This is a genomic window from Bdellovibrio bacteriovorus (genome assembly GCF_002208115.1).
GTDB lineage: Bacteria > Bdellovibrionota > Bdellovibrionia > Bdellovibrionales > Bdellovibrionaceae > Bdellovibrio > Bdellovibrio bacteriovorus_C.
The window spans coordinates 1,724,695-1,739,107 of record NZ_CP020946.1 but is presented as its reverse complement, the minus strand read 5'-3'; the positions used below and the strand labels follow the sequence as shown (position 1 = coordinate 1,739,107).

Genomic DNA, 14,413 nt, shown 5'->3' with positions numbered 1-14,413 from the left:
ACCCTATGGATCCTGACCCTTACCCGAAATACTCGTCCCTTTCCCGCAGGAGCGCACATGACTGAGTTCATCGTTGTCGCCGCCTGTCTTTTCGTAAACATGCTTCTTTCCGGTTCCGAGATGGCCTTTGTCACGGTCAACCGGCAGCAATTAAAGCGCCTGGCACCGACTCACAAAAATGCCCGCCGCCTGTTGAAATTAAAAGAAAATCCGGAGCGAACCCTGTCCGTCATCCAAATCGGCATCACCCTGGTGGGTGCGATCGCGGCGGCCGTCGGTGGTGCCGGGGCCGAAGAAGCTTTAAGTCCGTGGCTGATGAGCACATTTGCGATGTCCGAACAAACCGCCGAGGCCGTGGCCATCGGTATGGTGGTTCTGCCGATCTCTTACTTAAGCGTCGTTATTGGCGAGCTCGTTCCCAAGACTCTGGCTTTGCGAAATCCTCTGGCCATTGCGCTTTTCACGGCGCAAGGTCTGTATGTGGGTGAAAAACTGCTGTCCCCGGCCGTGACCATTCTAGAGTGGTCCACGAACGTGGTTTTGAAGCTTTTCACTTTCGGGAACTTCCACGGCGCCCCTAAAGAAACGCACATTGAATTTGAGGATCTGCCACAGCAGACCAAACAATACGTTGTGAATCTGGTCAGCGCTGACAAAAAGATGGCCCGTGAAATCATGCTCCCATGGAAGGACGTCATCTTTGTCAGAAAGACGGACTCTGTCGAGGACGTTGAAACCATCATCATGAATTCCCGCCACACCCGCCTGCCGGTACTGGACGGCGAAGAGGTCATCGGCCTGATCAACACCAAAGAATTCCTGACTGCGCGCCGCTATGGCGAAGCGGAATGGCAAAGTGTGATCCGCCCGATCCTGCGCTTTAAGGCCTTCGAGCCGCTTTTCAGAATTCTGCTGAAAATGCAGGAGCAAAAATCGCATATGGCCATCATCTATGAACAACAAAACCCGATGGGTCTTGTGACCATGGAAGATATCTTTGAAGAAATCATCGGCGATGTCTTTGATGAAGATGACGATGGTCTGATGAAAAAGATCCTGGCCTCCAAGTCCCGCCGCCGTCCGATTTAATCAGCCTCATTCAAGGCCGGGAATTCAATCCTGGCCCGAGTGCCCTGATCATTGATCAGGGTGAACTTCCACCCATAAAGCGTCGCCACCGAGAACACCCACGCCAGACCCAGGCCGCTGCCTTTTTCCTGCCCGGAGCGGTGTGGTCCGCGGTTAAAAGGCGTCCCCAGACGCTCGATCACTTCCGCCGGAACTCCGTCCCCCTGATCCTGAACGATGAATTGGTTCTGTTTTAAGATCACTTTCACAGGACCGTTTGTATAGCGAAGAGCATTCACCGTCAGGTTTTCAATCACCTGTTCCAAATGCAGTGGATTACACATCACCTGAAAATCCGCGTGAAGATCCAGATTCAGACGATCCGGATACGCACGCTGAATCGAACTGCATACTTCGCGCACCACGGCTTGAGTCTTTAAAACGTGCAGATTCTGGGGTTTTTCGGCGTTAGCCAGATCCGCCCAGTCCAGGAAATTGGTGATGGTACGGGAAACCCGGTTCAACTGCCGCTGCACTTCGTGATTTTCGCTGGCTTCCCAATGGTATTTTTCCTGCAGACGTTCCAGCTCGCGGTTTAAAAGGGTCAATGGGGTTTTGATTTCATGGACCATCTGAAAGGTCCAAGATTTGGTGAATTTGTTATTCATATTCACCCGCCCCACCAGTTGGGAAATACCCTCGACCAGAGATTTGAATTCGTCCCGGCGGCGCAGATATTTTATCTGCGGAGACAACAGGCGATGCGGGATTTCGGGAATATCCTTTTTACTTTCAAGCATGGCACTGGCTTCATGCAGGAAGCCTTCCAGATCCCGCACAGGTGAAAACAACTGGGCTGACAGGAACCAGGTCATGACCAGAACAATTCCCACGATCAACGAAATCAACACCACGGATCTTTGCGTCAGCGTGGACCAGAAGATGAAATTAGAGTCCGTGATAGCTCCGACCTGCAACGTGCGGTTGGGAAATTTGGGCAGACTTAGATTCAGAACTCGCAAAAGTCTGCCGTCTTGTTCGATCGTCACCCACTGGGGACTGCGCGGAATGGCGACATCCAGCAGACTGACGTTGTCAGTCTGAAACAAAATCTCGTCCTTGGAGTTTCGCACGATAAAGAACTTACCCACGCGGTCCGGCCCGAGTTCTTCAGAAATCAGGGCATTGGCAATCTGGTAGTCATAGGTTTTCAGATCTGACAATTCTGAATCAACAATGGCCGTGGCCGTTTCCCGAACCTGATCGTCGATAAAAGCCAGACGCTCGCTTTGATAAAAATAGGCCAGCAAAAAAGTGATGCAAAGACTTGTGAAAACCAGAGTCAGAAGTGACAGAAGAAAAAACTTAAGCCTCAAGCCAGTACCCCACATTGCGCACGTTTTTTATTCCGCAGGAACATTTCCCGGATTCAAGCTTTCGGCGCAGATTGTTCACCGTGGCTTCAACCACTTTGGATTCCACATCGCCCTTATTGTCCCAGACTTTTTCAAGCAGGACCTCTTTCGGAAAAACCTTGCCCGGATGATGCGCAAACAAGGACAAAAGTTGAAATTCCTTTTGCGACAAGTTCACCACTTCGCCAGCCACTTCCGCCCGGCGAAGTCCCATGTCGACAGTTAGATTTCCCACGGTGATCAACTGACTAGACGCCACCAGCGTGGATCTGCGCCCCAGAGCCTTGACTCGGGCCACCAGTTCTGAGGTTGAATACGGCTTTGCCACATAATCATCAGCCCCCAGGTCCAACAAACCGGCTTTTTCATTACTGGTATCGATGGCGGACAGGACCAGAATCTTTGTATCAATAAAGGACGTCTTGATGCGCTCGACATACTGAGCCGAATCGGTGCCCGCAATCATGCGGTCTTGCACCACCACTTGCGGATAAAAGGATTTTGCTTTTAAAAGTGCGACAAGCTCTGAAATGGACTGCACGGCTTTCACCGCCCAGCCTTGAGACTCAAATGTGATTACAAGACGCTTGCAGATCTCTTCGTCGTCTTCCAGCAACAGGATGTTCATGGCGTCACTATAGCCCAATCCGGACTCGACTCTGTAAGTTATTTTCCATGTTAAAAGATTTTTTATTTTCAGCCATTGTTGGTTCTTTGCCATTTGCTAGGCTTAAAAAAAAAGGAGTCCCGATGAAAACCCAATGGATTGCATTTTTCGCTCTAGCTCTGACATTTGCTGTCACTCAACCTGGCTACGCTGCAAAAGCCTCTAAGAAAGAACTGAAAGCTTACAGCCAGGCTTGCAAATCTGAAAACCCAAAAGCCAGCAAAAAAGAAATCCGCAAGTGCGTGAAAGAAAAAGCGAAAGCATCCGCGACGACATAATTTGATTTAAGCTCGACTAGAAGCGTGTTGAATTTCCCTTCATACATTCTTCTAAGCCTGAAGACCCAAAGTCTTCAGGCTTTTTTTGTTTGCGGCTTACTTGCGCCGAAACACCCACAACAGTTGATCGCGCTTGCTGCGCACGATCTTTTGATTCTTGTAAATCCCCAGATGGCCTGACACGAAATACGCCACCAGACAGGCTAAGAATGCATAAGGGGCGATATGCCATCCGAAAATTTCACAAGCCATCACCGCACAAGCCAACGGAGTGTTGGCCGCAGCACCAAAGACGGCGGCGAACCCCAGTGCCGCCAACAAGGAAACGGACACCGGCAAAACCACAGAAAGCGCACTTCCCAGGCCCGAGCCGATAAAGACCAGGGGAATAAACTCTCCCCCTTTAAACCCTGATCCGACGGTCAAACCTGTGAAAAGGGTTTTATAAACCGGATCCAGAAAGGCAGCACTTTGCGAGAAATAATCCTGAATGACGGGAATTCCCAGTCCCACGAAACGGAAACTGCCTTCAAGCTGATAAAGAATCACCAGCAACACGCCTCCCACAACGGGTCTGAATGCCGGATGCCCGATATATCTTTTCTGACAACGCTCGATCCAATGTGTGAAGCGCATGAAAATATTCGCAGCAAGCCCGAAGACCAAACCCGCACCAACAACAGCGACAAAACCAAGCGCGTTGAAAGAAACATCCCCGACCGGGCCGAACACAGAATGCGGAGCCCCCAGCAGACGGCAAACGTAATAGGCCACAAACGAAGCCACCAGACATTCTGCCAAGGCGAACAAGCGAAGTCTGCCCACCTGAATGACTTCCAGACCGAACAAAGCTCCGGCCAAAGGTGCGCCAATAGCCGCACTAAAACCCGCCCCGGCCCCCGCAATCAAAAGCGCCTTACGATCTTCAGGGGACATCTTAAAAAAACGGTTGAGCTGATCAGCAAGGCTAGCCCCCATCTGCACGGCCGTGCCTTCCCGCCCCGCCGATCCGCCGAAAAGATGAGTCAGCACGGTTCCCAAAAGCACCATCGGCGCCATACGAAATGGAATGATATTGGATGGGTCATGGATTTGTTCCAGAATCAACCCTGTGCCCTTGTCGGTGCCTTGTCCATACTTGTAGTAGGCATAACCGATCACCGCTCCAGCCGCGGGTAAAAGCCATATCAGCCAGGGATATGACTCCCGCAACAGGGTCGCCGCGTTCAACGCAATTAAGAACACTGCGGCGGCCATTCCGGCCATCACTCCCACGGCAGCACTTAATAGTATTCTTCTGATCTGAAAATTCATCCCTGGAATCAGACGCTAGTCCTGCATCCCCAAGTGGTCAAGCCCTTGAAAAAGAAAAACCCCCGTGGTTCACACGGGGGTTTTAAGTTTCGGAATCAGTTCCGTCTTAAGAATGACGGGACATGTATTCTTCCTGGGAGAAATCATCCACCAGGATCGCGTCGTAGCGAACCGCATCGGATTCCTGGATCAGCTTCAGTTCGTCCTGAGTGATCACATTCTTCTGAAGGGCTTCATCCAGCAACAAGTGAACTTTCTTTTTAGGCAGAACACCTTCACGGATGGCTTTTTTCACTTTTTTCTCGGCCGCTTCAGCTTTGTTCGTCACAGAGAATGCGTGCTCCAGACGACCGATAGCTTCGTTTTTATCTGTTGGCAGATAGATACCATCAGACAGACGCTCACGGATACCGCCTTCTTTCAGCATGGAAGCCGCGATCGCGTGAGACCAGCCGTCAGAAGCCTGGGAACCGATGGAGTTGATGCGGGACCAAGCACCGATCCAGCCTTTGAAGAACCAACGCAGACCCGGGATTTTCAGGTTGTCGAAGATGCCATCAAAACCAGTCTGGATGTTCGCCATGCAACGTTTCAGGTTGTAGTGAGCAAACGCCAGGTCTTCTTCACGACGACCTTCGTACTCGAAACGACGAAGAATTGCTGTCGCCATGTACATATTCGCCAGAATATCCGCGAAACGACCGGTGATTTTTTGTTTTGCTTTCAACTGACCACCCAAAACACCCATCGCCACGTCAGACAACAACGCGAACGTTGCAGAAGTCCAAGTCAAACGACGAACGTAAACTTTCATTTGCGGGTGCACATCCGGAGTGGACGCCAGGAAACCACGGGAACAAGAAAGCAGAATCGCGCGGCAAGTGTTGCGCACAACGTGACCGATGTGACCCCAGAATGCTCTGTCGAAGCCTTTCAAATCACCCGCTTCCGCCGTTTTAACTTCCGCGTAAGCAAATGGATGGGCACGAAGAGCCCCCTGACCGAAGATCATCAAAGTACGAGTCAGGATGTTTGCACCTTCAACCGTGATACCGATTGGAGTCGCAATATAGATTTCCGCCAGCACGTTGCGAGGACCCATAGAGATACCCGCACCACCCATGATATCCATGGAGTCGTTGATCACATGACGGCCCATTTCAGTTGCATAGTACTTTTGCATCGCTGTGATAACGCCCGGCTTGATACCTTTGTCGATGGCACCAAGGCAGTAACGTCTCATGGCTTCAAGCTGGTAAGCTGCCGCCCCGATCCGCGCCAAAGGTTCTTCAACACCCTCGAAGCGACCGATGGACATACCGAACTGACGACGAACCAAAGAGTGCGCAGACACAACACGAGCCGCCAGTTTCGCGCCACCGGTTGCCTGAGCTGGCAAGGAGATACCACGACCTGCAGCCAGACACTCCATCAACATCAGCCAGCCCTTACCGGCATTGGCAACACCACCGATGATGGCATCTTCTGCGTTAACGATAACGTCTTTACCTTGAGTCGGACAGTTGTAGAACGGAATACCCAGTGGATCATGACGACGACCCAAAACAACACCCGGAGTGCTGGAAGGGATCAACGCACACGTGATACCCACGTCTTCGCCTTTACCCAAAAGATTTTCAGGGTCACGCAAACGGAACGCAAGACCGATCGTGGTGGAGATCGCAGCCAGAGTGATCCAGCGTTTGTTCCAGTTCAATTTAATTTGCAGTTTGCCATCCGGACCTTTGAAAAGAACACCGGTGGAAGTGATAGAACCCGCATCAGAACCCGCTGTTGGCTCTGTCAAACCGAAGCAAGGGATTTCTTCACCCGTCGCCAGGCGTGGAAGATAGCGGTTTTTCTGTGCATCAGTTCCGTAGTGAGCCAGAAGCTCTGCAGGACCCAAAGAGTTTGGAACCATCACCGTGATTGCCGTAGACAAAGAACGGGAAGAGATTTTCATGATCACTTCAGAGTGCGCCAGCGCAGAGAATCCAAGACCGCCGTACTCTTTCGGGATGATCATGCCTAAGAATTTTTCTTTCTTGATGATGTCCCAGGCTTCTTTAGGGATGTCTTTGTCTTTGTGGATTTTCCAGTGATCCAAAACCTTACACAGGTTGTTCACCGGGCCGTCCATGAAGGCCTGCTCTTCCGCCGTCAATTGCGGATAGTCTTCTTTCAGAAGATTGCCGAAGTTCGGGTTGCCGGAGAAAAGATCTTTTTCAACCCACACGGCACCGGCGTCCAACGCCGCTTTTTCCGTGTCGGAGATTTTCGGAAGGAACTGCATCTTCTTCATGAACGCCAGCAAACCGGATGTTACCAGTGCTGCACGCAGCGGCGTGATCAGGAAGATGATGGCGATGACAGCGTACACTGCCAGCAGCCAGGTTGGCGCTCCAAAGCCGACAAGAATTGCGGCCAGGGCAATCGCCCACACAATCAGAGGGCTTGAGAAAAAGCCCACAAACAACAGAAGCACCACAGAGCCCAATACCCACAGGCCCGTGTAGTTCTCCAAAAACATTCCATAGAATGAGCTGATAGAATCCACGATGAATCTCCTTTATTGAAATACACCAATAATTAGACTCAATAATGTGAGCATGTGCAAGCGCATCTGGCCCGTTATCTATATATACACGGAATATGAGGAGAAATTGATTTAACCTTTGGGAGCAGAACTAATCACCTTGGGTGATCCGGGGGGATGGAGAAATCACAAACTTCAGAGGGGAAAAAAGCAAAAGCCCTCTTTCGAGGGCTTTCGTCGTAACTTAAGTACTAAGCCTAAAGGCTAATTACTTAGTTTCGCCAGCTGGAGCTGCTTCAGTTGGAGCTGCAGGAGCTGCTTCAGTAGCAGCTGGAGTGCCTTCTGCAGGAGCTGCTTCAGTAGCAGTTGCTTCAGCAGCAGGTGCAGTTTCAGCAGGAGCTGTCTCTGGTTGGTTTTTAGAGCAAGTGAAGCCAGTTGTGAAAGATAGTGCAAGCAAAGCTGCTACTACGATTGCTTTCATTGATGATCCCTTCGTTATTTATTTAAGCTGACCTTGTTGACTTAATTGCCAACAGTGGGCCCGCGTTTGTTTTAAAACTCGACTAAGGCCTAAGTTACACAAAAATTGGCCCGCTTAGCAAACGAAATTTTGCAAAATTATTTTTGGCAACGCGAACACCAGAAGGTGTTTCGGCCACCCAGAACTTTCGACTTTACCTGTTGCCCGCAAGTCACACAAGGCTCTTTGTCCCGCCCGTAAACCTGAAAGCTCGTCTGAAAATAACCACTTTCCCCGGAGGCTTGGGCGAAGTCACTAATGGAAGATCCACCCGCCTTGATTGACTGAGATAAAATTTTTTTAATCTCGCCAACCAAAAGCGAAGCTCTTTCCAAAGACAGCTTTCGCGCTGGCAGAGTGGGTTTAATTCCGGCGGCAAACAACGCTTCGCTGGCATAGATATTCCCGACACCCACGACAACCTTCTGATCCATGAGGGCAACTTTCAAAGCCACATCCTTGCCGCGCAGTTTTTCCCACAACAGCGATCCATTGAATTCCGCCTCTAACGGTTCGGGCCCCAAATCCGCCAACTTAGGGTGTTTTAACGGGTCTTGAACAAAGTCAAAACAGCCAAAACGGCGCGGATCGCGGTAAGCCAGGCGCAGGTTTCCGGAAAAGTGCAGATATATATGGTCATGCAGACGCTCATCCCCCGGCACCGCCACCCGCCAGGTTCCGGTCATTCCCAAGTGCGACAGCATGGCGCCCTTCGGGGTCCACAAAAGCAAATACTTAGCGCGACGCTCGATGGAGGTCAGCGGCTGGCCGATAAGGGTGCTTATTTTTCTAGCAGGAATCGGCTCGCGCAGATCTTTGCGCATCAGTTCGACTTTTTCCAAAATCGGCTGGTCTTTTAATATGGTCTGCAGGCCCCGGCGGACGACTTCGACCTCTGGAAGTTCAGGCATCACTCACCTCGTGTGAGCCCAATTTATCACACTTTTTCACCCGCTGCGGACGAATCCAGCAAATACCTAATTTTACTTATCTTATTTAAAATACCTAAACTGGAAACCCGATAGGAAAACGAACTGAAACCCGGGTGCCCTGCACAACATTCGGGTCAAAGATCAAAACCCCGCCCATCTGATTCACAAAGTCCTTGGTGAATTTAAGCCCCACCCCGAAGCCATCATCCTGCGACGACATCACCGAACCTGAATCCGACAACGAGGCCATAATTTCCGCCGATACTCCCGGCCCCTGATCCTGAATAGTCAATTCAACCTGATTTCCCATAATCAAGCCCGTCACTTGAATGGTTCCCCCCTCAGGACTGAACTTCACCGCATTCGACAGCAGATTTCTTAAAATCGTTTCAACAACACGAATGGATCCCCACAATTGAACTTCCCCAGTTGGCAGGTCCACGTTCACCGAAACATTCTTTTGCAGAATCTGAGGAGCCAGATGCCCCACTGCTGCATTGACACGCGTCTTCAGATCAACGCTTTCCCGACTTTCGCCTTCATGACTCCAGACCAGAATATTTCTCAATAGCTCCAAAGAGGCCTTGTGAGCTTCCCGCACGCGAACCAGCGAATCCGGAGTCAGAACACCGTCTTCACGGGATACTCCGCCCAGCAGCAACTGCGTCCCTGCCAGCGCTCCCGTCAAATCATGCGCCAGCACCGTCTGCACCCGTTTGTTGAATCTGTACATTTTTAAGATTTCCCCATTCAGATCTTTCAGGGCTTTGTTGCTTTCCTCAAGCTCGGTCACATCATTCAACAGATACACCTGCGCCTGACTTTCCAGACTGTCGCCTTCCAAATTGTGACGGCGGATCTGATAACTGAGCCCGTGAATCTGAAAACGCTCGGCACCGGAAATGATGTCCCGAAGAACGGGGATTTCCACCGCAAGACGTCCCTGCCAGCTGTCCTTAAGACCCAGCACTTCCGACGCCGCCGCATTGCCACCCCAGTATTCAGAGCGCGCATTCAAAATCACTACGGGCCCCGGAAGCTGCTCGAAAACTTTTTGCTGCGCCAGGGATGTGATTTCCAGAACGTCGCCCTTGTTCGCCGCATAATGAAGGCCCCATATAAAGGGCCACAGGGCGGCGATTTTCAACTGACGCAAATGCAGATCCGCGGGGCTCAGCAAAACCAGGCCTTCAAGAGCAAAGGGCCATAATGCTGCTGCCAAAAATACCAGGGCATATTTCCAACGACGCCCTTTAAGGGTGCATACAGCATAGATCAGGAACGCAAATCCCACTGCGATCGCCACGGCCCCGAAAGCAAAAGTCGCCAGCACCCCCGGTCCCCGGGTGAAATCCACAAGGCCACTCATCCCCGGGATCAATTGAAAGTCGTAATACATCCACCGAGAGGCCGCAGGAAGCCCAGCCATCGCCAGCAAATTGCCGACGATCATCAACACCGGAAAGGCAAAAACCACGTACCAGTACTGACGAAGCTTCGCCGACACCCTTGGTAAAAACAGGCCCGCCCCCAGCAAAGCCCAGGACGGAAACAACAAGGGCAGCCCCAGCATCCGCACATGGGTCATAAAAATCTTAAATGCCATGTCATCAATGGCAAAAACACTGATGATGGAAAAAGCCCACAGGGCATAGCCAACTTCAATAATAAACACCAGTCTATGAATGTAAGATCTGCGGTACGCCCAGGAACGGACGGCAAAAACAGAACTGATTAGAAAGCTGAGCGCCGTGGATAAGAAGACCAGTATAATTGCCATCGACAAATTGTACCCGGTCGGACGTTGAGTGCAACGAAACTTTATGCACAGCGCCGACTTGCCTTTTTCTACGAAGCCGACAAGGATGCTATGCATGTCAAAACAGGAAGCACCACCAAAAGAAAACGGCCTTTTAAATATCGTCTTTAATATCGTACTTCCGGTGCTGATCCTGAATAAACTGTCGAAGTTTATCGGACCTTTCTGGGCACTGGTTTTGGCGTTGGCCTTCCCGTTGGGATACGGCGCCTATGACTTGATCAAACGCAAAAAATTCAATGCCTTTTCAGCCCTGGGTCTTTTGAACGTACTACTGACCGGCGGCCTAGCACTATTGGGTCTGCACGGATTCTGGTTCGCCGTAAAAGAAGCGGCCTTCCCGGCCCTGGTTGGCTTGTTCGTTTTGGGATCAGCTTTCACCAAAAAACCATTCATCGAAACTCTGTTCCTGAATCCTTCTCTGATGAAAGTGGATCTTCTGGAAGAACGCCTGAAAGAAAAGGGCAAACAAAAAGAATTCCACGATCACATGAAGAGCGCCACCGTATGGCTGTCACTCTCATTTGCCTTCAGCGCCGTCTGCAACTTCGTACTGGCCCGCAAGATTTTCATTAATATTGATTCAACACTGTCCGCAGACGCTCAGTCCACAGTGCTCAACGAACAAATCGCCCAAATGACCACCTGGTCAATGGCCATCATCATGGTCCCATCCATGATCTTCCTGCTAGGCATTTTCTGGTATCTCATGAGAGGCATTAAACAACACAGCGGCCTCTCCACCGAAGAACTCCTAAAAGAAAACTAAAGCACAAAGGCCTTCGGCACTTTGACTTCCAGGCTCAAAATGGCAAAGCCGTTTTGGCCCCTCCCCTTGGCACAAATGCCAAAGGCATTTGGCCCGCCCCCCCCAAAAAAAAACCGGGAACCACGAAAGCTGCAACTTGCCCAAAATCAAGGCGCAAGGAGAAAGGCGTGCTAACAGCACGCCGCCGACGCAGCAACGCAGAGTTTGGGCAAGTTCCAGCTTTCGCTTAGAAGTCGCCGCCGCCTTCGAATGGTGGGGGTGGTGGCGGAGGTGGGAAGTCTGAATCGCCTCCGAATCCTCCTCCAAAGTCATCGCCAAACGGCGGTGGAGGTGGTGGTGGCGGAGGAGGTGGTGGAATATCACCGTAATCTTCTGGCATATTGGGCGCCGGCACATAGCCGCCGTCGCCGCCAAAATCATCAAATGTTGGTGGTGGCGGGAATGAGGGACTGCTAGATCCCCCACCGAAACTGGAACCGCCGGAAGAGCCCGAGCTGGCACTGGAGCCGAACTTGGGCTTACCGCCGAACATGGCGCGCTTGCGATAGTCGTAACGTGGACGATCTTCAAGCAAACCCAATTCCTGAGATTCAGACGGCAGATTCTTTGCCCCACGATCCAAAGATTCGCGGCGCGCACTTTCGGCCGCATACACTCGACGCTCCTTTTCATAGGATTCGTCCCAGCGTTTCTTAGCAGCCGCATCAGCCTGAGCTTCCGGGCCGTCTTCAGTCATAACAATCGATTTTTTGTTTTTCTTGTATTCTTCAAGCTGGCGGTCTTTCTGACGTTCCCACTGCTCTTCTTCTTCAAGATAGGCACGCTCGCCCTGCTGACGAGCCTGTTCAAAGCGATCCTGCGCCTTATGATGCTGAGCAAAACCCTTTAGACGAGCCTCTTCCGGGCTTTCCCCCCATGCAGAGGAAGCAAAAAAACTAAGCAGAAGAAGAGAGGTCAGACGCCCTGAAGGTTTCATTCGTACTTCCGAGTCTATCAGGGCTCCCGGTTTTTTTTGAGCAAACAAAAAAGATGCTCGACCTTTGTCTGTTTTCTCAATAACGTACCAACTTGCCCCTAAGGAGTACTATGGACGCATTGCAGAGCATCGGAGTTTTCGCAGCACAGACCTTTTTGATCCTTTTCGCCGTCCTTGCGGTGATTCTGGTCATCGCCCTGCTGGCTGCCAAGGCAAGTCACAAATCCGAAATTCAAATCGAACTTCTGCATAAGCGCTACAAAAACTTCCGTCATCTTCTGAAAGCCCACACCGTCACCAAGTCCGAGCGCAAAGAGCTCAAGAAAAAGTTGAAAGAAGAGCGCAAAGCCCTTGAATCCAAATCCAGCGATGGCGACAAAAAAATCTTCGTGATCGACTTTGAAGGCGACGTGAAAGCGTCTGCGGTTGAAAACCTGCGCGAAGAAGTCACGGCTGTTTTGACCCTGGCCACCCCGTCTGACGAAGTTGTCGTTCGCGTGGAAAGCCCGGGCGGTGTCGTTCATGGTTACGGCCTGGCCGCAAGCCAGCTTTTGCGCATCCGTGAAAAAGGCATTCCATTGACTGTTTGCGTGGACAAAGTGGCTGCCAGCGGCGGTTACCTGATGTCTGTGACCGCGAACAAAATCCTGTGCGCCCCGTTTGCCATTGTTGGCTCTATCGGTGTGGTGGCCCAGCTTCCAAACCTGCACCGTCTGTTGAAAAAGCACGATGTAGACTACAAAGAATACACCGCTGGAGAGTTCAAGCGAACTGTGAGCCTTTTGGGTGAAATCACTGACAAGGGCGAAGAAAAGTTCAAACAACAGCTTGAAGACACGCATGTGCTGTTCAAGAGCTTTGTCAGCCGCTTCCGTCCACAGATGAATCTGTCTGAAGTAGCCACCGGCGAATACTGGTACGGCGAACAAGCCCTGACAAAACTGCTGGTTGATGAAATCCGCACCAGCGATGACTACCTTCTGACCCTTTCTGAAAAGCATCAGGTAGTTAAAGTAAAATTTGAACACCACGAAAGCTTAAGCGACAAGCTGACCGGCGTTTTGGGAAAGGCCCTAAAAAAAGGCGCCCTTTCTGCCATGGAAGAACTTGAAACAAGACGCTTTCTTTAAGAGGACTTAAATAGTGGCTATTCAACCAATACTTGAAGTTAAGAATCTGGAAACCACCTTTCACACAAAGATGGGCCCGGTCCGCGCCGTCAACAACGTCAGTTATGACATCTATAAAGGTCAAACCCTGGGGATCGTGGGCGAATCCGGTTGCGGCAAATCTGTCACTTCCTATTCTTTGATGCGTCTGATTGAAAAACCGGGAAAAGTTACCGGCGGCCAGGTCCTGCTGAATGGCCGTGATATTTTGAAACTTTCTGAACCGGAAATGGCCGAAGTTCGCGGCGGCGAGATGGCGATGATCTTTCAGGAGCCGATGACGGCCCTGAACCCGGTTCTGACCATCGGGTTCCAGATGGATGAACAGATCATGAAGCACAAAAAGTGCGGACCGAAAGAGTCCCGCGAACGTGCCATTGAAATGCTTCGCCTGGTGGGCATCCCTTCCCCGGAAGAACGTTATGAGGCTTACCCTCACCAACTGTCCGGCGGCATGAGACAAAGAGCCATGATTGCCATGGCTCTTTCCTGCGACCCAACATTCCTGATCGCCGATGAACCAACGACCGCGTTGGACGTGACGATTCAGGCCCAAATCCTGGAGCTGATCCAAGGCTTGCAGGAAAAGCTGAACATGACTGTTCAGTTTATCACCCACGACCTGGGTGTAATTTCCGAGATTTCGGACCGGGTGATGGTTATGTACGGTGGCCAGACTTGCGAACAAGCAGACACCTCTGAACTGTTCCTGAACCCAAGCCATCCTTATACAGCGGCATTGATCGCATCCCGCCCTAAATTCGGCGAACGCGTCAGCCGCCTGACCACCATTGAAGGTTCGGTCCCGGCACCGTACGAACTGCCGAAAGGCTGCCCTTTTGTGAACCGTTGTTCTCGCGTAAAAAGTGAATGCGCCGGCACCAAGCCGCCTTTGGTAGAAATCAGACCGGGTCATAAAGTGGCCTGCTTCAACCCTCTTTAAGGTTCGG

Annotated in this window: 13 protein-coding genes; 5 read left to right on the top strand and 8 right to left on the bottom strand. The window is 51.2% G+C overall.

The genetic code is table 11. From position 1 onward, the window contains the following. Window positions 1-57 precede the first annotated feature (57 nt). The gene (locus tag B9G79_RS08285) at window positions 58-1,089 is read left to right on the top strand and encodes a hemolysin family protein (protein WP_088565102.1); all 1,032 of its coding nucleotides are present in this window, start codon (window positions 58-60) and stop codon (window positions 1,087-1,089) included. Here the strand turns inward: B9G79_RS08285 and B9G79_RS08280 are convergent. Together B9G79_RS08280 and B9G79_RS08275 are read right to left on the bottom strand one after the other, a co-directional pair. Further along, window positions 1,086-2,444 (bottom strand): sensor histidine kinase, encoded by a 1,359-nt coding sequence (locus tag B9G79_RS08280; protein ID WP_157678759.1) that lies wholly within the window; start codon window positions 2,442-2,444, stop codon window positions 1,086-1,088. The two genes, B9G79_RS08285 and B9G79_RS08280, sit on opposite strands and share 4 nt — an antisense overlap. Then, window positions 2,434-3,111, bottom strand: coding sequence for a response regulator transcription factor (locus B9G79_RS08275; RefSeq protein WP_198298063.1), 678 nt, complete (start codon window positions 3,109-3,111; stop codon window positions 2,434-2,436). Before B9G79_RS08275 ends, B9G79_RS08280 begins: the two co-directional genes overlap by 11 nt. A gap of 47 nt (window positions 3,112-3,158) precedes the next feature. Between B9G79_RS08275 and B9G79_RS08270 the strand changes: the two genes are divergently transcribed. Further along, window positions 3,159-3,428 carry a hypothetical protein gene (locus B9G79_RS08270; RefSeq protein ID WP_198298062.1) on the top strand — a complete coding sequence of 90 codons (270 nt, stop codon included), beginning with the start codon at window positions 3,159-3,161 and terminating at the stop codon, window positions 3,426-3,428. Between the two features lie 96 nt (window positions 3,429-3,524). Here B9G79_RS08270 and B9G79_RS08265 read toward each other — a convergent pair whose 3' ends face one another. From B9G79_RS08265 to B9G79_RS08245, 5 genes are all read right to left on the bottom strand, one after another. Beyond that, window positions 3,525-4,742: a voltage-gated chloride channel family protein gene (locus B9G79_RS08265; protein ID WP_088565099.1), complete on the bottom strand. Its 1,218-nt coding sequence runs from the start codon at window positions 4,740-4,742 to the stop codon at window positions 3,525-3,527. Window positions 4,743-4,848: 106 nt separating this feature from the next. After that, window positions 4,849-7,299: an acyl-CoA dehydrogenase gene (locus tag B9G79_RS08260; RefSeq protein WP_088565098.1), complete on the bottom strand. Its 2,451-nt coding sequence runs from the start codon at window positions 7,297-7,299 to the stop codon at window positions 4,849-4,851. Between the two features lie 247 nt (window positions 7,300-7,546). Beyond that, window positions 7,547-7,759: an acylneuraminate cytidylyltransferase gene (locus tag B9G79_RS08255; protein WP_080602385.1), complete on the bottom strand. Its 213-nt coding sequence runs from the start codon at window positions 7,757-7,759 to the stop codon at window positions 7,547-7,549. 137 nt (window positions 7,760-7,896) lie between these two features. After that, window positions 7,897-8,709, bottom strand: a complete 813-nt coding sequence (gene mutM, locus B9G79_RS08250; protein ID WP_088565097.1) for a bifunctional DNA-formamidopyrimidine glycosylase/DNA-(apurinic or apyrimidinic site) lyase — start codon at window positions 8,707-8,709, stop codon at window positions 7,897-7,899. Window positions 8,710-8,803: 94 nt separating this feature from the next. Beyond that, complete coding sequence (locus B9G79_RS08245) at window positions 8,804-10,510, bottom strand: sensor histidine kinase (protein ID WP_232469279.1); 1,707 nt, start codon at window positions 10,508-10,510, stop codon at window positions 8,804-8,806. 94 nt (window positions 10,511-10,604) lie between these two features. Here B9G79_RS08245 and B9G79_RS08240 point away from each other — a divergent pair, with 94 nt between their 5' ends. Beyond that, window positions 10,605-11,318: a VC0807 family protein gene (locus B9G79_RS08240; protein ID WP_088565095.1), complete on the top strand. Its 714-nt coding sequence runs from the start codon at window positions 10,605-10,607 to the stop codon at window positions 11,316-11,318. Window positions 11,319-11,544: 226 nt separating this feature from the next. Here B9G79_RS08240 and B9G79_RS08235 read toward each other — a convergent pair whose 3' ends face one another. Then, window positions 11,545-12,294, bottom strand: a complete 750-nt coding sequence (locus B9G79_RS08235) for a hypothetical protein (protein ID WP_088565094.1) — start codon at window positions 12,292-12,294, stop codon at window positions 11,545-11,547. 110 nt (window positions 12,295-12,404) lie between these two features. On the opposite strand from B9G79_RS08235, the gene sohB reads away from it, so the two are divergent. Both sohB and B9G79_RS08225 read left to right on the top strand, forming a co-directional pair. Next, a complete protein-coding gene (gene sohB, locus B9G79_RS08230; protein WP_088565093.1) occupies window positions 12,405-13,424 on the top strand; it encodes a protease SohB in 1,020 nt (339 codons plus the stop codon). Between the two features lie 70 nt (window positions 13,425-13,494). Beyond that, the gene (locus B9G79_RS08225; protein WP_088566822.1) at window positions 13,495-14,406 is read left to right on the top strand and encodes an ABC transporter ATP-binding protein; all 912 of its coding nucleotides are present in this window, start codon (window positions 13,495-13,497) and stop codon (window positions 14,404-14,406) included. Window positions 14,407-14,413: the final 7 nt, after the last annotated feature.

Excerpts from the sequence above, each read along its gene's own strand:
- B9G79_RS08265 (WP_088565099.1), bottom strand. The coding sequence starts at position 4,742 with ATGAATTTTCAGATCAGAAGAATACTATTAAGTGCTGCCGTGGGAGTG.
- B9G79_RS08270 (WP_198298062.1), top strand. The coding sequence starts at position 3,159 with ATGTTAAAAGATTTTTTATTTTCAGCCATTGTTGGTTCTTTGCCATTT.
- mutM (WP_088565097.1), bottom strand. The coding sequence starts at position 8,709 with ATGCCTGAACTTCCAGAGGTCGAAGTCGTCCGCCGGGGCCTGCAGACC.
- B9G79_RS08235 (WP_088565094.1), bottom strand. The coding sequence starts at position 12,294 with ATGAAACCTTCAGGGCGTCTGACCTCTCTTCTTCTGCTTAGTTTTTTT.
- B9G79_RS08245 (WP_232469279.1), bottom strand. The coding sequence starts at position 10,510 with ATGGCAATTATACTGGTCTTCTTATCCACGGCGCTCAGCTTTCTAATC.
- B9G79_RS08275 (WP_198298063.1), bottom strand. The coding sequence starts at position 3,111 with ATGAACATCCTGTTGCTGGAAGACGACGAAGAGATCTGCAAGCGTCTT.
- B9G79_RS08240 (WP_088565095.1), top strand. The coding sequence starts at position 10,605 with ATGTCAAAACAGGAAGCACCACCAAAAGAAAACGGCCTTTTAAATATC.
- B9G79_RS08225 (WP_088566822.1), top strand. The coding sequence starts at position 13,495 with ATGGGCCCGGTCCGCGCCGTCAACAACGTCAGTTATGACATCTATAAA.
- sohB (WP_088565093.1), top strand. The coding sequence starts at position 12,405 with ATGGACGCATTGCAGAGCATCGGAGTTTTCGCAGCACAGACCTTTTTG.
- B9G79_RS08255 (WP_080602385.1), bottom strand. The coding sequence starts at position 7,759 with ATGAAAGCAATCGTAGTAGCAGCTTTGCTTGCACTATCTTTCACAACT.
- B9G79_RS08285 (WP_088565102.1), top strand. The coding sequence starts at position 58 with ATGACTGAGTTCATCGTTGTCGCCGCCTGTCTTTTCGTAAACATGCTT.